The sequence below is a fragment of the uncultured Flavobacterium sp. genome, from assembly GCF_963975005.1.
Lineage (GTDB): Bacteria > Bacteroidota > Bacteroidia > Flavobacteriales > Flavobacteriaceae > Flavobacterium.
The window spans coordinates 15,898-36,213 of sequence record NZ_CAXBFR010000017.1 but is presented as its reverse complement, the minus strand read 5'-3'; the positions used below and the strand labels follow the sequence as shown (position 1 = coordinate 36,213).

Annotated in this window: 18 protein-coding genes and 1 pseudogene; 8 read left to right on the top strand and 11 right to left on the bottom strand. The window is 29.5% G+C overall.

Annotated features, from left to right (window positions below; all coding sequences use genetic code 11):
- Both AACZ53_RS03710 and AACZ53_RS03705 read left to right on the top strand, forming a co-directional pair.
- Nucleotides 1-148, top strand: a pseudogene (locus tag AACZ53_RS03710) (o-succinylbenzoate synthase); the annotation flags it as partial.
- Between the two features lie 93 nt (nucleotides 149-241).
- Nucleotides 242-598, top strand: coding sequence for a hypothetical protein (locus tag AACZ53_RS03705; protein WP_339834901.1), 357 nt, complete (start codon nucleotides 242-244; stop codon nucleotides 596-598).
- Between the two features lie 77 nt (nucleotides 599-675).
- Here AACZ53_RS03705 and AACZ53_RS03700 read toward each other — a convergent pair whose 3' ends face one another.
- From AACZ53_RS03700 to recG, 7 genes are all read right to left on the bottom strand, one after another.
- Nucleotides 676-927, bottom strand: coding sequence for a hypothetical protein (locus AACZ53_RS03700; RefSeq protein ID WP_339834900.1), 252 nt, complete (start codon nucleotides 925-927; stop codon nucleotides 676-678).
- 96 nt (nucleotides 928-1,023) lie between these two features.
- On the bottom strand, nucleotides 1,024-1,392 hold the full coding sequence (locus tag AACZ53_RS03695; protein ID WP_339834899.1) for a hypothetical protein: 369 nt from the start codon (nucleotides 1,390-1,392) through the stop codon (nucleotides 1,024-1,026).
- On the bottom strand, nucleotides 1,373-1,747 hold the full coding sequence (locus tag AACZ53_RS03690) for a DUF3667 domain-containing protein (RefSeq protein WP_339834898.1): 375 nt from the start codon (nucleotides 1,745-1,747) through the stop codon (nucleotides 1,373-1,375). The genes AACZ53_RS03695 and AACZ53_RS03690 overlap by 20 nt, the downstream gene beginning before the upstream one ends.
- Nucleotides 1,748-1,894: 147 nt before the next feature.
- Entirely contained in the window at nucleotides 1,895-4,324 is a 2,430-nt protein-coding gene (gene pheT / locus AACZ53_RS03685) for a phenylalanine--tRNA ligase subunit beta (protein WP_339834896.1), read from the bottom strand.
- Nucleotides 4,325-4,406: 82 nt separating this feature from the next.
- Nucleotides 4,407-5,426, bottom strand: a complete 1,020-nt coding sequence (locus tag AACZ53_RS03680) for a proline iminopeptidase-family hydrolase (protein ID WP_339834895.1) — start codon at nucleotides 5,424-5,426, stop codon at nucleotides 4,407-4,409.
- 25 nt (nucleotides 5,427-5,451) lie between these two features.
- The gene (locus AACZ53_RS03675) at nucleotides 5,452-6,315 is read right to left on the bottom strand and encodes a bestrophin family ion channel (protein WP_339834893.1); all 864 of its coding nucleotides are present in this window, start codon (nucleotides 6,313-6,315) and stop codon (nucleotides 5,452-5,454) included.
- A 42-nt stretch (nucleotides 6,316-6,357) separates the two neighbouring features.
- Nucleotides 6,358-8,460 (bottom strand): ATP-dependent DNA helicase RecG, encoded by a 2,103-nt coding sequence (gene recG, locus AACZ53_RS03670; protein ID WP_339834891.1) that lies wholly within the window; start codon nucleotides 8,458-8,460, stop codon nucleotides 6,358-6,360.
- Nucleotides 8,461-8,599: 139 nt separating this feature from the next.
- Here recG and AACZ53_RS03665 point away from each other — a divergent pair, with 139 nt between their 5' ends.
- The 3 genes from AACZ53_RS03665 (at nucleotide 8,600) to AACZ53_RS03655 (ending at nucleotide 12,469) form a co-directional block, all read left to right on the top strand.
- Nucleotides 8,600-10,663, top strand: a complete 2,064-nt coding sequence (locus AACZ53_RS03665) for a M1 family metallopeptidase (RefSeq protein WP_339834889.1) — start codon at nucleotides 8,600-8,602, stop codon at nucleotides 10,661-10,663.
- 38 nt (nucleotides 10,664-10,701) lie between these two features.
- Nucleotides 10,702-11,610, top strand: coding sequence for a patatin-like phospholipase family protein (locus AACZ53_RS03660; protein ID WP_339834887.1), 909 nt, complete (start codon nucleotides 10,702-10,704; stop codon nucleotides 11,608-11,610).
- Between the two features lie 70 nt (nucleotides 11,611-11,680).
- Nucleotides 11,681-12,469, top strand: a complete 789-nt coding sequence (locus tag AACZ53_RS03655; RefSeq protein WP_339834885.1) for a hypothetical protein — start codon at nucleotides 11,681-11,683, stop codon at nucleotides 12,467-12,469.
- Nucleotides 12,470-12,515: 46 nt separating this feature from the next.
- Here the strand turns inward: AACZ53_RS03655 and AACZ53_RS03650 are convergent, their stop codons facing one another.
- A complete protein-coding gene (locus AACZ53_RS03650) occupies nucleotides 12,516-13,037 on the bottom strand; it encodes a hypothetical protein (RefSeq protein WP_339834883.1) in 522 nt (173 codons plus the stop codon).
- A gap of 156 nt (nucleotides 13,038-13,193) precedes the next feature.
- Between AACZ53_RS03650 and AACZ53_RS03645 the strand changes: the two genes are divergently transcribed.
- Nucleotides 13,194-15,524, top strand: a complete 2,331-nt coding sequence (locus AACZ53_RS03645) for a UvrD-helicase domain-containing protein (protein WP_339834903.1) — start codon at nucleotides 13,194-13,196, stop codon at nucleotides 15,522-15,524.
- Here the strand turns inward: AACZ53_RS03645 and AACZ53_RS03640 are convergent, their stop codons facing one another.
- Entirely contained in the window at nucleotides 15,525-16,379 is an 855-nt protein-coding gene (locus tag AACZ53_RS03640; protein ID WP_339834881.1) for an alpha/beta hydrolase, read from the bottom strand. It lies immediately after the preceding gene.
- Nucleotides 16,380-16,468: 89 nt separating this feature from the next.
- Between AACZ53_RS03640 and AACZ53_RS03635 the strand changes: the two genes are divergently transcribed.
- Both AACZ53_RS03635 and AACZ53_RS03630 read left to right on the top strand, forming a co-directional pair.
- The gene (locus tag AACZ53_RS03635) at nucleotides 16,469-17,089 is read left to right on the top strand and encodes an L-threonylcarbamoyladenylate synthase (protein WP_339834879.1); all 621 of its coding nucleotides are present in this window, start codon (nucleotides 16,469-16,471) and stop codon (nucleotides 17,087-17,089) included.
- Between the two features lie 7 nt (nucleotides 17,090-17,096).
- Nucleotides 17,097-18,116 carry a carboxypeptidase-like regulatory domain-containing protein gene (locus tag AACZ53_RS03630; protein WP_339834877.1) on the top strand — a complete coding sequence of 340 codons (1,020 nt, stop codon included), beginning with the start codon at nucleotides 17,097-17,099 and terminating at the stop codon, nucleotides 18,114-18,116.
- Nucleotides 18,117-18,287: 171 nt separating this feature from the next.
- Here AACZ53_RS03630 and AACZ53_RS03625 read toward each other — a convergent pair whose 3' ends face one another.
- Entirely contained in the window at nucleotides 18,288-19,535 is a 1,248-nt protein-coding gene (locus AACZ53_RS03625) for an alpha/beta hydrolase-fold protein (RefSeq protein ID WP_339834875.1), read from the bottom strand.
- Nucleotides 19,536-19,685: 150 nt separating this feature from the next.
- Nucleotides 19,686-20,186, bottom strand: a complete 501-nt coding sequence (locus AACZ53_RS03620) for a hypothetical protein (protein ID WP_339834873.1) — start codon at nucleotides 20,184-20,186, stop codon at nucleotides 19,686-19,688.
- Nucleotides 20,187-20,316 lie beyond the last annotated feature (130 nt).

Genomic DNA, 20,316 nt, shown 5'->3' with positions numbered 1-20,316 from the left:
TTATACTTTGCATAATTTATTGCCTCAAGGATTAGGAACTGGAGGTTTATATACGAACAATTTTAATTGTCCTTTAGAAGTTTCAAACGGTCAACTTTGGTATAAAAAAGAGAGAAATTGGGAAGTAGATTTTGAAGATTTTAAATAAAAAACATATGAGAAAAGTTATTTTTTTTTATTTATTATAAATATTTGTTTATTCCAAATAGGATATTCACAAACATTACCTCCTGATGTTGCTTTGCCAAATGATGATGATTCAAAATTAATTGTTGAAATAATAGAAGTAACTCAATATGAAAATTATTTTCAGAATTATTGTTTAGATAAAATAAATAAAAAAGCTAAAGAGGAAAATTGGACTCAAAAACAGAAAGAAAAGATAATTAGAAGTATTGATTTTGAATATTTTAATGGAACTATTTTTAATATGTTTGCTAGTTATTCCAAAGAATCTTTGAAAAAATTAATTAAAAGTTATAAAAAAAATAAGAAGTCTAATATTTCCAATTTAATTATTTCAAATGAAATGGTAAATAGTAATCTACAACTATTTGCTAATTCTTTAGTAAAAGGAAAATATGTTTTGGAAAAGTAATTAAGTTAATATTTAAAATAAAAAAACCGACAAAATTGCCGGTTTTAATCTTTTTCTTTTTCAATTTTTTCTATATTCTATTTTTCAACTTTAACTGTTCCAGAACCGTCATTTACTTCAACTTCTGTTTTATTATCTCCATCTTTTGTAGAAAATTCAACGCCATCAGAATTTACGCTGATAGATGTTCCGTCACTTTCTTCAGTTGCTTGTGTTTCTGCAGCTGGTTGTTCAACTACTACAGTTGTTGGTTCTTCTTTTTGTTCTTCTTTACAGCTTGAAAAGGCTAATACGGCTAAACTTGCTATAATAAGTGTTACTTTTTTCATGTTTTTAGTTTTATTATTTGATTGCAAGATAATACCACTTTTTACGAATCGTTTTACATTAATTTTAGCTATTGTTATAGAATTACCATTTTCGGATTATATTTTATCCATCAACATTCCAATACCTACAACAAGTACATAAAAGCTAATCATACCCAAAACGTAAGCAAATAAAGCTTTTAGGTAGTTTGTTTTCTTTTTTTTATCGAAAAAGCTACCAATAGCCCACGAGGTATAAATAAATGCTATAATAGCTCCTATTTGTAAAACTCTTAATTGAGTTAATGCTTCAAGTAATCCAAAAAGAGAATAAATTAACATTCCTATTCCCATTACAAAACATAGGACAATTAGTATTTCATAAAAGTTGTATTTGTATTTTTTAAACAACAGTTTTGTCCAAAATGCAATAAATATACCCATAAGAATGTTGGCATACCCATAATTACTCTGAATCCAATTCATAAGAACTGTAACAGTTGTTTTTTTGGGTATTTATGTATTTTACATAACCATCTTCAAACTTGAAAATCTCTTTGAATATTGTGTAGATTAATGAACTTGTAATGATAAAAATTAAAGGTTTAACCAATTTGTTTCTATCGTTTGAAATGAATTCTTTTATAGTTGTTCCAGGTCTAAGTAATAATTCTCTAATAGTGTAGAAAATTCCTTTATCAAAATTTAAAACGCTACCTATTTCGCCTAGAATATAGGATCTATCAATTCTTTTTAGTGCAATAGGTTGTCCACATTTTGAACAATAATTGCCGTTGATTTCTATGTTACAGGTTTTGCAGTGGTTCAATTGATTTTTCAATATTTATAATTATTCGTAAATATAAATAAAAACCACAAAAAAATCCAAAAGAATCAACTTTTGGATTTTAATAATTAACCTATAAGGTTTTTTGAAAAAGTTTCATACTTTCGTAGGAAAAACCTATGTTTTTGAATTTTGTGGAAATTATCTTAAAGTAGCTCCAACTTCTCTCTCAAAATTAGCTTGAAGCTTTTGCATTACCTTTTCAATTTGTTTCTCTTCTAAAGTTTTCTTCTCATCGTTCATTATAAAGCTCACAGCGTACGATTTTTTATTTTCTGGTAAATTGTTACCTTCATATACATCAAATAGGCTTATTTCTTTGATAAGCGTTTTGTCCGTTTGTTTGGCAATTTTGTAAATCGCTTCAAATGTTACATCTTTATCAACCAATAAAGCCAAATCTCTACGAACTTCTGGGAATTTTGAGATTTCTGTTAATTTCAACTTGTTAGAAACGTATTTTTGAATAGCTGCCCAGTTGATATCAGCATAAACCACTTCTTGCTTAATATCAAAGGCTTTTAAAACAGATTTTTTTACGATTCCAAATTCAGCAATAATTTCTCTTCCTATTACAAAAGATAATCCTTCTGAAAACACATCGTTTTCAACAGGTAATGAGTTTGCTTTTTGGTCTAATCCAATTCGAGTTAATAAAGCCATTATATAACCTTTCATCATAAAGAAGTCAGATTTTGTAGTAGCCGTATTCCAACTTTCCGCTGTTTTATTTCCCGTAAGGTATAAACACAAATGCTTTCTTTCATCATACCCATTTTCAACTTTGTGATAGGTTTTTCCGAATTCGAACAAACGTAAATTTGATTTTCTTCGGTTTATGTTGAATGATATAGCTTCTAATCCTGAAAACAATAAAGATTGTCTCATGGCAGAAAGTTCAGTACTCAACGGATTTATGATATGTACAGTTTCATTTTCTAATAACTGCTCTGATAATTTGATGTATTCAGGAGAAGTTAATGAATTAGCCATCATTTCGTTAAATCCTTGAGAACATAATTGATCAGAAATGATATTCTGAACTTTATATTCTTCAGTTCTTGGAGAATTGGCAATTGTAGCGCTTACTTTTTCATTAAAACCAATGCTGTTGTAACCATAGACTCTAAGAATTTCTTCGATAACATCAATGTCTCTTTGTACATCAACTCTATAAGATGGAATAGTTAATCCTAAACCATTTTCTGTCATGCTATTCACTTTAATTTCTAATGAAGTTAAAATGGTTTTGATGGTTTCTTTGTTTAATTCTTCGCCAATTACTTTGTTGATTTTATCGAAAGTCACGAAAACACTAAAGTCTTCAATAGGTTTAGGATAAATATCAATGATATCTGAAGTAATTTCTCCACCAGCAACTTCTTGAATTAATATAGCAGCTCTTTTTAAAGCATATTTTGTTATAGATGGATCAACTCCTCTTTCAAAACGAAAAGAAGCATCTGTATTTAAACCGTGACGTTTAGCTGTTTTACGAACAGAGACAGGATTGAAATAAGCACTTTCTAAAAAGATATTTTGAGTATTCTCAGAAACACCTGATTTAATGCCACCAAAAACTCCAGCAATACACATTGGATCTTCGGCGTTACAAATCATAACGTCTTCTTTGTCTAAAATACGTTCTACACTATCTAATGTTGTGAATTTTGTTCCTGCTTTAACCGTTTTAACGATTACTTTATTTCCTTTGATTTTGTTGGCGTCAAAAGCGTGTGTTGGTTGACCTAATTCATGCATTACGTAATTCGTTACGTCAACGATGTTGTTTTTTGGTGTTAATCCAATTGATTTTAAACGATTTTGCAACCAAGCGGGAGAAGCTTTTACAGTTACTCCAGAAATTGTAACGCCACAATAACGAGGTACTAATTCTTTGTTTTCAACTTCAATATCAATTTTTAATGTTCTTCTATCAACATTAAAACTACTCACTGAAGGAGTAATTAATTCAGAATTAATATTAGTTTGAATTAAACCTGCTTTTAAATCACGTGCAACACCCCAATGACTCATTGCATCAGCACGGTTTGGTGTTAAACCAATTTCAAAAACTTCGTCTGTTTCTATATTGAAAACATCTTTTCCTAAAGTTCCAGCTTTTAAATCTTCACTTAAAACTAAAATTCCATCATGACCTTCACCAAGACCTAATTCGTCTTCAGCACAAATCATTCCGTGACTTTCTTGTCCGCGAATTTTACCTTTTTTGATTTCGAAAGAGTTTCCTTCTTTGTCGTATAATTTTGTTCCAATAGTTGCTACAGGTACTTTTTGACCAGCCGCTACGTTTGGAGCACCACATACAATTTGAACAGGAGCCTTTCCGTCTCCTAAATCAACTGTAGTGATTTTTAATTTATCAGCATCAGGATGTTTTTCACAAGTCAAAACATGACCTACAACAATTCCTTCTAAACCACCTTTTAGGCTTTCAAATTTATCAACACCTTCTACTTCTAGACCTAAATCGGTAAGCAAAGCAGCAGTTTCTTCTGATTTCCAGTCGATTTTAATAAATTGTTTTAACCAATTGTATGAAATACGCATTTTTATTCGAATTTTAAGGGTGCAAAGATACTTTTTTAAATTTAGAATTTAGAATTTAGAATTTTAGAATTTTAGAAAATCGCTATTTTTTGTTTAGAAAGGAAATTAAACCCTTGAAATAGGTTTGTTGGTCATCATAAAGAGCCATATGACTTCCGTTTTCACACAACAAAAAAGACCCTTTAGGTAATAAAGTACTCATTTTTTTCATAAATTTTGGATCCATTGTGTCATGTGTTGCTCCAATTACTAAACTTGGAATAGTAATGTTTTTTAAATCATTTGTTCGATCCCAATTTTCTAATTTACCAGCAATTCCAAATTCGCTTGGTCCTTGCATAGTTACATATAAGGATTGATTCATTTTTGCAAAAGAGCGATTTACAGGTTCAGGCCAAACTTTTGCTGGTAATCTTAAAACATGTTCTTCGTAGAAATTAGGAAGCAACAATTCCATATACTTTGGATTATCAAAATCTTTATCAGTTTCTAATTTTTGAATTTGCACTAAAACTTCTGGTTTCAATTGTTTTGCTAATACTTCATCTGCATATTTTCCATATTCGGGACAACTTGACATCATGTTTGAAATGATTAAGCCTTTCATGTTGTTTTGATATTTTAAGGCGTATTCTATAGCTAAAATTCCACCCCAAGAATGGCCTAACAGATAAAAATTATTTGAATCTAAATCTAAGGCTTTTCTAACTTGTTCCACTTCTTCAACATAACGCGACAAATCCCAATACGATAAATCATTCGGATTATCCGAATTTCCACAACCTAATTGATCATAATATATAAATTCAATGCCTTCAACTGGAAGAAAATTTTCGAAACATTCAAAATATTCATGGGTTGCACCTGGACCACCATTTAAAAGCAATACTTTTATTTTTGGATTATTTCCAACTCGTTTTGTCCAAACATTAAACGTTTTACCATTTGTAGTAATTGGAATTACTTTAACACCACCATCTTGAATTTTGGTAGAATCAATTTTGTAATAGGTTGAACTAGTTTCTTTTTTTTGAACAGTTTCTTCTTTTTTACAATTTGAGAAAAAGAAGATAATAACGAATAATGTTACAATTTTTTTCATTTTTATTGATTTTAGTAAAGGTAATTTAAATTATTTCTTCTACGTGTTTTTTGATATTACTAGCTAATTTTACGGTTGGTAAATCGTTGGCATCATTTCCAAAAGGATCTTCAATTTCTTCTGCAATTAACTCTAAACTAGCTAAAACATAGAAAGTAAAAACAACAACTGGAATCACATAATAACCTAAACTAAAAACATATCCAAAAGGCAATGTCATGATATAAAAGAAGATAAATTTCTTGATGAATGAACTGTAAGAGTAGGGAATAGGAGTATTTTTGATTCGTTCACAAGCACCACAAATATCGGTGAAGGATTGTACTTCGCTATTAATTATGATTAATTGATCTCCTGAAATTTTGCCACTAACATGTAAATCATGCACTTTTTGAAACATCATTTTCGCTACTTGATTAGGTCTATGCTTATGATGATCAATGTCTAAATCTAAATCTTCAAAAAGCATTTTTGCCGTTTCTTCATCATTTAAATGTTTTTGTAAAATAGAAGCATAACCTGGAATTACTTTTCTGAAGAAGTTTTTATCGTGCTCGTCTTTTAATATTACAGCTAATTTAATGGCTAAATTCCGACTGTTATTTACTAGTGCTCCCCAATGTTTTCGACCTTCCCACCAACGGTCATAGGCTGTGTTTGTTCTAAAAACTAATAATAATGAAATCACAAAACCTAACATCCCATGCATGATGGTAATGTTTTTAACGTGACTATCTTCTGATAATTTCCAATACTCAATCTCTAAATAAGCTACCCCATAAGAATATAAACCAATAGTAATCATCATCGGAATTAATTGTCGAAATGTATCTGATTTATGAAATCTAAATATGAATGTAATCCAGTCTTTTGGGTTGTATTGTACCATTTTTTGTTTAGTCGTTTAATTTTTCTTATTGTTCACTCATCACTAACTAATATAATTCCAGATGTTTTTCTTTTGGCTCATCGCTATGAAAACTTCTCTTAGTCTTTTGTGTTCTGGTTTTTCCATAGGTGCATCTGCTTTTAATAGCTTTATAGCTTCATGTCTTGCCACTTGAAGAATATCTTTGTCTCTAACTAAATCGGCAATTTGAAGATTAAGCACTCCACTTTGTTGTTTCCCCATTAAATCACCAGGACCACGCAATTTTAAATCAACTTCTGCAATTTCGAAACCATCATTGGTTCTTACCATGGTTTCCATTCTTGTTTTGCTATCATCACTTAATTTGTGACTCGTCATTAAGATACAATAACTTTGTTCGGCTCCACGACCAACTCTTCCTCTTAATTGATGCAATTGTGATAAACCAAAACGCTCAGCACTTTCAATAATCATCACTGATGCATTTGGAACATTTACACCAACTTCAATTACAGTTGTAGCAACCATGATGTTTGTTTTTCCAGCGGCAAATCTTCGCATTTCTTCTTCTTTGTCAGCTGGTTTCATTTGTCCATGAAGAATTGAGATACTATACTCAGGTAACGGAAAATCACGAGAAATACTTTCATAACCATCCATTAAATCTTTATAATCCATTTTTTCAGATTCTTGAATTAACGGATAAACAATATAGATTTGTCTGCCTTTTGCAATTTCTTCTTTAATGAATCTCCACACTTTTAAACGATTGCTGTCAAAACGATGAACCGTTTGAATTGGTTTTCTCCCTGGTGGCAATTCGTCAATTACTGAAATATCTAAATCACCATATAAACTCATAGCCAAAGTTCTTGGGATTGGTGTTGCAGTCATTACTAAAACGTGAGGTGGAATTGTGTTTTTCTTCCACAATTTACTCCGTTGTTCTACGCCAAAACGATGTTGTTCATCAATAATAGCTAAGCCTAAATTTTGAAATTTGACTTTGTCTTCTAGTAAAGCATGAGTTCCGATTATGATGTCTAAAGTTCCGTTTTCTAAAGCTTCATGTATGAGTCTTCGTTCTTTAGTTTTACTTGAACCGGTTAGTATTTGTATGTTGATGTCTAAATCTTTAGCTAATTCTGATAAACCTATAAAATGTTGTTTAGCTAAAATTTCTGTTGGAGCCATTAAACAACTTTGAAAACCGTTATCTTTAGCCATTAACATACACATTAAGGCAACAATTGTCTTCCCTGAACCTACGTCACCTTGAAGCAAACGGTTCATTTGGGCATTGCTTCCCATGTCATTTCGAATTTCTTTTAAGACTCTTTTTTGAGCATTTGTCAATTCAAAAGGTAAATGATTTGTGTAAAAATTATTAAAATTTTCACCTACTTTTTCAAAAGGATGTCCTTTGATCTTATGTTTTCTAATTAAGTTTTTTGTAATCAATTGCAACTGAATGAAAAACAATTCTTCAAACTTTAATCGAAATTGTGCTTTAGCCAATAAATCCTGACTTTTAGGAAAATGAATATTAAATAAAGCTGCGTTTTTAGGAATTAATTTCAGTTGGTCAATTAAATAATCGGGTAAAGTTTCAAAAAAAAGGGCTTGAGTTTCTACAAACAATTGTTGCATTAACTTATTGACAACTTTGTTGGTAATTCCTCTGTTGTTTAACTTTTCTGTGCTTGGATAAACCGGTTGCATGGCAGAACGAAGACTTGCTTTGTGTTCGGCTAATAATTCCATTTCAGGATGAGCCATATTGAAGGTACTTCCGAATTGGGTTACTTTTCCAAAAATCACATAAACTTCATTGATTTTTATCCCTTCTCTAATCCATTTTTGACCTTGAAACCAAACCAATTCCATTTCACCAGTATCATCGATAAATTTAGCCACTAAACGTTTGCCTCTTTTTTGTTCTATGGTTTTTAAGTTTATGATTTTTCCAATTATTTGAAATTCAGAATTTGTATTTTGAAGTTGGTTGATTTTAAAATAATGGGTTCTGTCGATATATCTGTTGGGAAATAAGTTGATTAAATCGACGTATTTATGAACATTTAATTCTTTTCTAAACAACTCTCCACGCTGTGGACCAACACCTTTTAGGTATTCTATGGGAGTTTCTAATAGATTGTTCATATTCTAATTCCTGTTTATAAGTTTGATTTTTTTTATAAAAAACTATAAAGCGAAGATAAGTTTAAATTACTAAATTTGATAGTCGAACAATAATAATTTGACAATTAAATAGAATTTTAGCTACTAATATATTTTACCAATGAGATACTTATTATCATTATTATTTATTACTACGTTCTGTTTTGCTCAAGAAATACAGAACGTTGATTTTAAAACACTAACAGCTGATGTTGAAATAGATCAATTTAATAAATCTGTAAGTGGAAAAGTCACTTGTGAGTTTGAAGTAAAAGAAGCTGTAACTACCATTAAAATCGATGCAATTAATATGACCTTTGATAAAGTCTTTGTGAATAAAAAAGAGGTAGAATTTTTTGCAGATGATAAGCAACTTACTTTTATAGACGGTGTAAAGATCGGAAAAAACAGTGTCACATTTGAGTATAAAGCTTTTCCTAAACAAGCTTTATATTTTAATGGAAATGGAGATAATTTACAAATTTGGACTCAAGGACAAGGTAAAAATACCAGCAATTGGTTACCAAGTTTTGATAACGTAAACGAAAAAGTAATTTTCAATTTGTCATTTACATTTGACAAGTCTTTTTATGTACTTACGAATGGTAAATTAATCAATAAAGATTTTAAAGCTAGTAAAACTAAGTGGACTTATGAAATGAAAAATCCTATGAGTTCTTATCTTGTAGCTTTAGTAATTAGTAAGTATGAAAAACTAATTATCAATTCTAATTCAAAGATTCCTATAGAATTATATATTGGAAAAACGGATGCTGATAAATTTGAATCTACCTACAAATACACAAAGGATATTTTTGATTTTTTAGAAAAAAAAATAGGAGTAGATTATCCATGGGAAGTATATCGACAAGCACCTGTTAGGGATTTTTTATATGCAGGAATGGAAAATACAACTTTTACTATATTCTCTGACGAATATGTTGTTGATGCCGTTGGTTTTAATGATAAGAATTATGTAAATGTAAATGCTCATGAATTAGCACATCAATGGTTTGGTAACTTAGTTACTGCCAAAGAAAGTAAGCATCATTGGCTTCAGGAGGGTTTTGCAACCTACTATGCACTTTTAGCAGAAAGAGAAGTTTTTGGTGATGATTATTTTAATAATGAGTTATTAAAAATGGCGGAACAATTAAGAGATGCTTCCTTGCAAGATGATAATCCAATATTAAGTGATAAAGCGAGTTCCTTATCTTTATATAAAAAAGGTGCTTGGGCATTATTTGTTATTCAAGCTAATATTGGAGAAAGTAAATTTGATAAAGCAGTTAAAAACTATTTAAAAAAATATCAATATGAAATTGTAGAAACAGATGATTTCTTGGCCGAAATTAAAAATGTTTCAGATTATGATGTCGATGCTTTTAAAAAGAAATGGTTAGAAAATGCCTTTTTTGATTGGAATGAAGCAATGTCATGTATAAAAGATAGTAAGTTTATGAAAGACTACTTAGCTGTTAGACAATTAGAAGAAGTATATTTTATAAATAAAAAAGCCAATTTTAATGCCATTTTACAACAAAAATTCTTTTATCCGATTTATCAAGAAGTAGTTTATCAATTAAAAGATGTACCTTATTTAGATAAAAGAGAGTTTGTTTTCCAACTTTTTGCTTTAAAAGACGTAAAAGCAAAGCAAACCTTAGCAGAATCTTTTCAGCAAGTACCAAAAGAGCTTAAGACAGAATTTGAAACAATGTTTATTGATAATTCATATATAAATAGAGAAATTGCTTTGTATAGGCTTTGGACAACATTTAAGGAGGATAGACAAAAATACATTGACATTTCAAGATCTTGGATAGGACAAGATTATAATTTAAAATTTGCTCATCTAACTTTAAGAGCAATTACTTATAAAAATGATCCCGTTATGCGAACAAGTGCAATTGCGGAACTTGAGCAAATGACTAAAGAGGATTTTAATAGTACAGTAAGGCAAAAGGCTATTGAAAATCTATTACAATTAAATGAAGTAACTGACACAGTTTTAAAATCACTAGTTGAATTGTCATTGCATCAAAAATGGCAAGCTGTTAAATTTGCTAAAGACACAATGAGAGAACTTATTAAATCTAGTGATGTTAAATTACGATTAGAAAATTTAAAAAGCTTATCTACATTAAGTATTAGTTCAAGAATAGATTATTTTTTAAACGAATAATATTACATTTTTTATATCTTTAAGAAAAAAATAGTTGGATGAAAGCATTAGTGATTTCTGGTGGTGGAAGTAAAGGAGCTTTTGCAGGTGGTGTAGCCCAATACTTAATTGAAGATTTAAATAAAGAATACGATATGTACTATGGAACTTCAACGGGAAGTTTATTAGTTTCGCATTTAGCTTTAAGAAAAGTAGAAAAGATCAAAGATGTTTATACTTCAGTAAATCAAAAAAGTATTTTTAGTAATTGTCCTTTTATCATTAAAAAGAAATTTGGAGAAGATGTTATTGAAATCAGTCACTTTAATGTTTTGAAAAACTTTTGGAGAGGTTCAAAAACTTTTGGAGAAAGTAAAAACCTTAAAAAATTACTAAAAAGAGTATTTACAGAAGATGAATTTATATTTCTTAAAAACAGCAATAAAGACATAGTAGTCACAGTTTCTAATTTATCTTTAAATACAGTTGAATATAAATCTATAAACGAATGTACTTATGAAGATTTTTGCGATTGGATTTGGATTTCTTGCAATTATATTCCTTTTATGTCTTTAGTTAAAAAAGATGGTTGTGAATATGCTGATGGTGGTTTTGCGAACATGATTCCCATTGAGGAAGCCATAAAAAATGGAGCAACAGAAGTTGATGCTATAATTCTTCATACAGAAACACCTTTGTATAATAGATTACCCGCTAGAAGTCCTTTTACAGCTTTAACCAATTTGTTTGCCTTTATGATGGACAGAATTGAATTCCAAAATATCAAAATTGGAAAATATGAAGCTAAATTTAAAGGAGCAACTATCAATTTCTATTTCACACCTTCAGTATTAACCACTAACTCATTAATCTTCAACAAAGATAAAATGAAAGAGTGGTGGCAAATTGGTTATGATTATGCCAAATCTAAAGATGTTGATACCCAAGAAATACCTGTAGAGGAATAATTTTTTTATTAACGCAACCTTTTAGTTAAAATTACATCTTGTAATAAAATAACTATAAAAAGGAAATCTTATGAAAAAATTACTAATCTTATCAACTGGCTTGTTAATGCTTGCGTGCACTAATGACGACACTAATTCTGAATTAAATTTAACATCAGGTCCAAAAATTGTGGGTTTTGAAAAATCTTTTGAGTCAATTGCTTTTTTTGAAGATCTTGGTCAAGTTGAAAAAACTTTTGCTGTAAATCTAGTTGGTTTTGGTGATGGTAAGTCTTCTAATTCAAACATCATATTAAGTTATGAAGTAGATTTATTAAACTCTACTGCAACAGAAGGAGTTGAATTTGATTTTGTTAACAATACTGATAAAATTACAATTCCATCAGGAAGTACTTTTGCAACAATTCCATTGAACGTAAACACAGGGCAATTAAATCCTACAGAAAAAACAGAATTAGTTTTAAAACTAAAATCAAATACAGAAAACGTAGTGGTTGGAGAACAATTCAAAACTATAAAAATTGTTTTTGTAGGTTGCCAAACTAATTTGCAAGGTACCTACACGAATACTTCAGGAAATAGAACAGCAGTAGTCACTAAAACTGGTCCAAATGAGTACAGATCTTCTTATTTGCCAAATTTCTCAACTTATTACTGGTTTGACTTTGTTGATATATGTGGCGAATTAACCATTATTGATTGGGAATTTCAAGGAGGAAACCCTTTAAGTTCTTCAACGTCTGAAGATGGGTTAGTAAAAGGATTTATTACAGACACCAACAATCTAACATTTGAAGATGCTAATGTAAAAGAAATTCCTTGGTACGTTAACTTAACTTGGACGTTAGTAAAACAATAGTAAATTTCAATTATAAAAAAAAGCCTTCAATTTTGAAGGCTTTTTTTTATAACACACTTTTCAATTCTTCCTTAATAAAGCTAATAGCAACACTTGTTGGAGCTTCCATTTCAGTTAATTCTCTTAAAACAGCTTCCCTCAATTGATTTGCATTAGCAATTTCCATATTCAATGAAGCTTTACGAATCATTTGAATGGTTGTAGTTTTAGATTTGTTAATTACATCCCAACATTCATTAGTAATATAAATTTGCTGTGTTAAATTATGTTCAAATTCAGTTTGAATAGCATGAATCAACAAAGTAGCATAATCGTTTTTGTCTTCAGTAGGAGGAACAACTCTCAATAACAATTGTGCAGGATGAATGCGTTCTAAAAACAAAACCATTCGTTCATAAGCTTGTAATCTTAAAGGCAAAGATTCTTTTTGGTTTTCTTTTAATAATAACCAACGTCTTGTATTTTGCTGATCTTTAAAATAGGAAGTAAATAAGAAATAAGCAACTCCACCAGTTATTAGTGAAGGCAAAGTATATGAGACAATTTCAAGAATTTTAGCAGTATCCATTTTTATAATTTTATGAATAACAAAGGAAACATTAATAAAATAAAATTCCAATATTTTAAATTCCAAATTCAAAAAAAATATTAAATTGATTTTTGAAATTACTGTTGTTATTGAAATTGTAAACACCTAAATTTGTACATTACTTAGATTCCTATGATTCAAGACCACATAAATAAATTAAACGAAGCACAAAGAGCTCCTGTTATTCAGAAAGACGGACCAATGATTGTGATAGCTGGTGCTGGTTCTGGTAAAACTCGTGTTTTAACCGTTCGTATTGCCAATTTAATGAGTCAAGGTGTTGATGCTTTTAATATTTTGTCTCTAACATTTACCAATAAGGCAGCACGCGAAATGAAAAAACGTATTGCTGACATTGTAGGGAATAGTGAAGCCAAAAACCTTTGGATGGGAACTTTTCACTCTGTTTTTGCTCGAATTCTTCGTTCTGAAGCAGACAAACTTGGTTATCCGTCAAACTTTACCATTTATGATACGCAAGATAGTGTTAGATTAATTTCAGCTATTATCAAAGAAATGCAATTAGATAGAGATGTTTATAAGCCTAAACAAGTTTTAAGTCGAATTTCATCTTATAAAAATTCATTAATTACAGTAAAAGCGTATTTCAATAATCAAGATTTACAAGAAGCTGATGCGATGGCAAAAAAACCACGTTTAGGTGATATTTATCAAAATTATGTAGATAGATGTTTTAAAAGTGGCGCTATGGATTTTGATGATTTATTGTTAAAAACGAATGAGCTTTTAAATCGTTTCCCAGAAGTTTTAGCTAAATACCAAGATAGATTTAGATATATTTTAGTTGATGAGTATCAAGATACAAATCATTCACAGTATTTGATTGTGAGGGCTTTATCAGATAGGTTTCAAAACATTTGCGTAGTTGGTGATGATGCTCAGAGTATTTACGCATTCCGTGGAGCGAACATCAGTAATATTCTGAATTTTCAAAAGGATTACGAAAATGTACAAATGTATCGTTTGGAGCAAAATTATCGTTCTTCTAAAAATATAGTTGAAGCAGCAAACAACATCATAGATAAAAACAAGACAAAGTTAGATAAGATTGTTTGGACAGCCAATGATGATGGAGAAAAAATAAAGATTCACAGAAGTATGACTGATGGTGAAGAAGGTCGTTTTGTAGCTGCAACCATTTTTGATCAAAAAATGAATAAGCAGCTGAATAATGGACAATTTGCTATTTTATATAGAACCAATGCACAATCGCGTGCCATGGAAGATGCATTGCGTAAACGAGATATTCCTTACAGAATTTATGGAGGTTTATCCTTTTACCAAAGAAAGGAAATTAAAGATGTTTTATGTTATTTGCGATTAGTCATTAATCCAAAAGATGAAGAAGCTTTGATTCGTGTTATAAATTATCCAGCTAGAGGTATTGGTAATACAACTATAGAAAAACTAACTGTTGCGGCCAATCATTACAAACGTTCTATTTTTGAAGTTTTAGAACATATTGATAAAATTGATCTAAAATTAAATTCAGGAACAAAAAATAAGTTGCAAGATTTTGTGACTATGATTAAAAGTTTTCAGGTAATTAATAAAAATCAAGATGCTTTTTATTTGGCTGATCATGTGACTAAAAAGACAGGATTAGTTCAAGAATTAAAGAAAGATGCTACTCCAGAGGGAATTGCTCGTATAGAAAATATAGAGGAACTTCTTAATGGTATGAAAGACTTTATCGAAGGTCAAAAAGAAATTGATGGAGCAAGAGGAGCTTTAGCAGAATTTATGGAAGATGTTGCTTTGGCTACAGATTTAGATAAAGATACTGGTGATGATGATAGAGTAGCTCTAATGACTATTCACTTAGCAAAAGGGTTAGAGTTTCCGTATGTATTTGTGGTTGGATTAGAAGAGGATTTATTTCCAAGTGCTATGAGTTTAAGCACAAGAAGTGATTTAGAAGAAGAAAGGCGTTTATTTTATGTAGCCATAACTCGTGCCGAACATCAAGCTTATTTGACTTACGCACAATCAAGATATCGTTGGGGGAAACTTGTTGATAGTGAGCCTTCTCGTTTTATTGAAGAAATTAATAGTGAATATGTCGAATATTTAAACCCAACAGATACTTCAAATTATAGATACAAACCTATGATGGATGTTGATATATTTGGAGATATTGATAAATCTAAATTACGTTTAGCTAAACCAACAGCAGGAACACCACCAAAGCATCTAAGTTATGATGAAAAACCAAACGTCAACATTAGAAAATTAAAGCCTATTTCAAGCAATTCTACTTCTAGCGCAAATTTGTTTGATACTAAATTAAATGTTGGAAATGTGGTTATGCACGAACGTTTTGGAAAAGGAGAAATCCTAAACATTGAAGGAGTAGGTGGCGACAAAAAAGCAGAAATTAGATTTGAAGTTGGTGGAATTAAGAAATTATTGCTTCGTTTTGCTAAGTTGCAGGTTTTAAGTTAATTAAAATTTATTCTGAATAAAAGCAATCATTTTTAAATTAGCATCTAATAAATCTGTTTGAGACCAATTTCCATGACCACCATTGTACAAGTTGAATTCATTATAAACACCTAATTGGTCTAACTTTGCATGCAAATCAACTCCCTGTGAAGTTGGAATTAAGGGATCAGCATTTCCATAAAACATAATAGTTGGTGCCGATGAGGTTGTAGCTCTAAAAAGAGGGCTTAATTGTTCATAATAAGCTTGGTTATCTGCATAATGAACACCTGTTAAGCTAAAATATAAATCCAACCAAGCTTGATTATTGATATAATTTGAATCTGTAAAATTTGTTGGTCCAACAATACTACATACCATTTTAATATTATTATCTGAATTATATTCATAGCTGTATAATAGCGATAAATGACCACCAGCACTTGTTCCTATAAATCCAAAATCATCAGAAATACCATAATTTTCAACTTTTAATTTCTGAACAATGGCATCAATATCATCAATTTGCATGGGAAAAGCATAATTTCCAGTTGTTGCTAATCTATAGTTTACGTTTGCAATAGCATAATCAGGTAAAAACTGTTTAATTATATCAACAGCATAATTCATATCAACTTTATCACCTTCAACCCAACCACCACCATGAACAAGTAGTAATGTTTTAGTAGATAAAGCACTTCTATTTGCAGGAAGATATAAATCAAATACTTGTTGAGAGTCTGAACCATAACTGACATTTAACATCGTTTTAGCTACTGACAAATTTTCATCAATAGTACTATCATCATTTGAACATGAATAAATAGGAATTATTAAAAATAAGAATAAACCTAAAAATAAATTGTTTGTTTTCATACCTAATCTATATCTTTGAATTAAAGTTACTTAAATAAAACGATAATTACTTTTAAAAAGTATCAAATTTAGTACCAAAACAAGTTGCAATGGCAGAATTTATAAGAATATACGAAGACAAACCTAGCGAAGCTTCTATAAAAAAAGTGGTTGAGGTTTTAAGAAATGGTGGATTAATTATCTATCCAACTGACACTGTCTATGGTTTAGGTTGTGATATTACCAATTCTAGAGCTTTAGAAAGAATTGCTAAAATCAAAGACATCAAGTTAGATAAAGCCAATTTTTCATTCATTTGTAACGATTTAAGCCACATTTCTGATTATGTAAAGCAAATTGACACAGCTACGTTTAAGATACTAAAGAGAGCTTTACCTGGGCCTTATACATTTATTTTACCAGGGAATAATGATTTACCGAAAGAATTCAGAAAAAAGAAAACGGTTGGTATTCGTGTTCCAGCCAATAATATTGCTTTACAAATTGTTGAAATGTTAGGAAATCCAATTGTTTCAACATCTATACATGATGATGATGAGGTCATTGAGTATTCAACTGATCCAGAATTAATTTTTGAAAAATGGCAAAACAAAGTCGATTTAGTAATTGATGGTGGTTATGGTGATAATGTAGCTTCAACTATTATTGATTTATCGGGTCATGAACCAGAAGTTATTAGAGAAGGAAAAGGTAGTTTAGATATATTATAAGTTGCTTATGAAAAAAGTTTTTATAATTATTTTTGTATTGAGTTTTTCGACCTTGTTTTCGCAAAGTATTACAGGTATTGTTGTAGATAAGAATGATGAACCATTAGCCGGAGCAACAGTTTATTTTGACGGTTCTTCTTTTGGAACATCGACCAATTTTGATGGAGAATTTAAAATCACACTTCCTTCAGAAATAAGTGCTACGTTGGTAGTTAGTTTTGTTGGGTTTGACAAAGTATATCTCAATAAATTAAATTTTGATAAACCTTATAAAATCATATTAAAAGAATCCACTGAAGATTTAAGAGAAGTTGTTCTTATGGACAATAAATTTTCAAGAAAACAAATGATGACTCTCTTTAAAAATCAGTTTTTAGGCACAACAAGAGCTGGAAATCAATGTAAAATAGAGAATGAAGATGAAATTTACTTTTCGTATGATAACGATAGATTTGTGCTTACAGCTTATGCTGACAAACCTTTAATCATAGATAATCCGTATTTAGGCTATAAAGTTTATTTTGACTTAACCACATTTGATGCAAAATTTAATCAGTTTAGTATTGAAAGAAATGATGTTTACTCAAGTATTTATGTAGGAACTTCTCGTTTTGAAGAAATAGATAATAGTGATAGAAAATTAAAAAATAGAGAAAAAGTTTTCAATGGCTCTTTTCTAGAATTGTTTAGAAATATGGCTAATAAAGAATGGAGTAAAAATAAATTCACATTGTTTAAAGGAAGTTTTCAGACAATTCCAGAGGAACATTTATACATTAAAGATACACTAGGACTAAAGCAAGTAATCATTAAAAAACAAGAAAGAGGTTTGCATGCAAAAGATTTTGTAGCTGAATTTAGTTTGTTATACAACAGAAGAGAACAATCTAAAATTATTTTTCACACCGATAATTTTGTAATTGATAAATATGGATTGTTTTCTAATTATGATAAGATTTATTTTTCGGGAGATTTGTCTGAAAAGAAAATAGGAGATATGTTGCCTTCTAATTATGGTATTGAGTAATGGTTTACAGATTTTTAGAAATAAATCAAAAATAATGACAAATCTCCCGAAAAATAAATAATATAAATAACATGATTTTATACATGTTTTTTTAAATTACTATCTAAGGTTTTTATATAAGTATTTTATTGTTAGGTACTTGCAATTACTTAAAGCTATTTTTAGTGTCTGTTATCTTTTTAGTGTTTCTATTCTCTTTCTATAATAGTCACTTTGGTTTATCTCATAAGCTTTTGTGGCAAACTTTATAGCATTGTTATAATCCCTAACTCTTTCATAATATTCTGACATAGAATCGTATGTGTTTGGATTATTTGGGAAAAACTCAATTGCAAATTCAAAAAACATTTTTGATTTTTCTAATTGCTCCATATCTAAACTCATATAACCAAGAGCATTTAATAAGTCTACTGGGTAAGGTGGTGTCGAATAACCAAAATAATTTTTAAGTTTTTTTGCACGATAATTTATGATTTTGAATAATTCTTCTTTTGAAGTTGAAGGAGAGTTGAATTTATCAGTGTTTTCCATCTGATACCATTCAAAGCCAAAGATTAAACCATCCATTATTGAAGGAAATGGAACTGTACCGTGTAAATCTTTTGGATAAAACTTCCATCTGAAAGTCAATTCAATGTTTTTATTTTGTTCAACCATATTGGAAAAAGCAATATTTGACCTCGAAAATAGTGTAAAATCTGACGTATCGTGCATTACATTCTCTATAGTAACCTTTGGGTTTTGCAAATGTAATTGTCCACTCAAGGAGATAAAGAGTGACTTTCCTTTATAATTTTGACTTGAAAGTTTTTCTTTAGCTTCTTTTAATAATTTTTGGTCATCCCAATCAAGACTTGGGTCAATGGCTAAATAATTGGAAAATAGATAAGAATGGTTAATAAATGTATAAATTGAGAACAATCCTCCATAAGAATGACCTATTAAGGTTCTAAAATTAGTTACTGGATATTTTTTTTCTATAAAAGGAATCAATTCAGTTTCAATAAACTTACTAAAATTTTCCGCTCCTCCATTTTCTTCTTTAAAAGGTATTCCATATTTCTCGGTTATTTTAGAAGTTGTTAAGTCTCTTGTTCTATTATGAGCATTAGAAATCCCAACAAGTACCATTTCGGGAGTAAATCCACCACTATAAAAATCTTGTACATTATTGACTGTTGGTAAAAAAACTTCTCCATCTAAAATGTAAACGACTGGATATTTTTCCTTCTTTTTAGGATCGTAACTTGCTGGAAGTTGGATGTAAACTTCTCTATACTCTTTTAAACTTTCAGAGTATAAACTATCTAAAGTTCCTACTTTTTGCAAAAATTGATTTTCTTGATTTTTCTGACTGAATACAGACTGTTGAAAGAAAAATAAAATGCTAAATATGACTAATATCTGTGTTTTATTCATTATTTGTGTTTAATTATAACTAACGATTTTCTGCTTGGTTATGGTAAGAATTTAAAAATCGAAAAATTCGGTCAAACAAACATAAGACCACTTTTAAATTAAACCAAAACTAGCCATATTGCAAAACTGATGTTAGGTGAAGTAATTAGGTTAATTAAAATTAATTGAATCTAAAAGACTTTTTCTAAAATTATTAAATTTTTCAAATTCACTTTCATTATTCATAAATTGAAGAGTATATATTATGTTTTTGTAGACAAATACATAACTTTCTATTATCTTATTTTGACCTTCTAAAGAAAATGCAATTTTAAATCTAGATACTTTAATATCATGGACATTTATTATTTCTTCATTAATAAGTTTTCCTTTAATAGATTTTAAATTTCCGTCTTTAACACCCTGAAAAAGTTTTAATAATCCCTCTTCATTTATTATTGCTAATTTATCTTTGGCTTTATTAGAGCTAGAAAATGTTAAAACTTCATTTTCAAATGTACCCCTAATATATTTACCATTAGGTAAATCTTCTTCTTCTGTTTCTTCTAATACATTTAAAGAAATATTTTCGTCAAATTCATATTCAAATACATCTTGTCCATAACTACTAAAAGTTAAGAGTATTAATACTACATAAGTTAATTTTTTCATTTTTTTCTTAGGATATTTTTTTTTGATTATGTTAGCTAACCCATAAACACAAACAACTAACATTTCTTAAAATTTAAGCTATTTATATTCTTTTGTAAATATAATTAAAAACCGCAAAAAAAATCCAAAA

Coding starts and splice junctions, on each gene's coding strand:
- AACZ53_RS03650 (WP_339834883.1), bottom strand. CDS start 13,037: ATGGATACTGCTAAAATTCTTGAAATTGTCTCATATACTTTGCCTTCA.
- recG (WP_339834891.1), bottom strand. CDS start 8,460: ATGAACAATCTATTAGAAACTCCCATAGAATACCTAAAAGGTGTTGGT.
- AACZ53_RS03665 (WP_339834889.1), top strand. CDS start 8,600: ATGAGATACTTATTATCATTATTATTTATTACTACGTTCTGTTTTGCT.
- AACZ53_RS03680 (WP_339834895.1), bottom strand. CDS start 5,426: ATGAAAAAAATTGTAACATTATTCGTTATTATCTTCTTTTTCTCAAAT.
- AACZ53_RS03655 (WP_339834885.1), top strand. CDS start 11,681: ATGAAAAAATTACTAATCTTATCAACTGGCTTGTTAATGCTTGCGTGC.
- AACZ53_RS03660 (WP_339834887.1), top strand. CDS start 10,702: ATGAAAGCATTAGTGATTTCTGGTGGTGGAAGTAAAGGAGCTTTTGCA.
- AACZ53_RS03620 (WP_339834873.1), bottom strand. CDS start 20,186: ATGAAAAAATTAACTTATGTAGTATTAATACTCTTAACTTTTAGTAGT.
- AACZ53_RS03630 (WP_339834877.1), top strand. CDS start 17,097: ATGAAAAAAGTTTTTATAATTATTTTTGTATTGAGTTTTTCGACCTTG.
- AACZ53_RS03700 (WP_339834900.1), bottom strand. CDS start 927: ATGAAAAAAGTAACACTTATTATAGCAAGTTTAGCCGTATTAGCCTTT.
- AACZ53_RS03695 (WP_339834899.1), bottom strand. CDS start 1,392: ATGAATTGGATTCAGAGTAATTATGGGTATGCCAACATTCTTATGGGT.
- AACZ53_RS03675 (WP_339834893.1), bottom strand. CDS start 6,315: ATGGTACAATACAACCCAAAAGACTGGATTACATTCATATTTAGATTT.
- AACZ53_RS03640 (WP_339834881.1), bottom strand. CDS start 16,379: ATGAAAACAAACAATTTATTTTTAGGTTTATTCTTATTTTTAATAATT.
- AACZ53_RS03635 (WP_339834879.1), top strand. CDS start 16,469: ATGGCAGAATTTATAAGAATATACGAAGACAAACCTAGCGAAGCTTCT.
- AACZ53_RS03625 (WP_339834875.1), bottom strand. CDS start 19,535: ATGAATAAAACACAGATATTAGTCATATTTAGCATTTTATTTTTCTTT.
- pheT (WP_339834896.1), bottom strand. CDS start 4,324: ATGCGTATTTCATACAATTGGTTAAAACAATTTATTAAAATCGACTGG.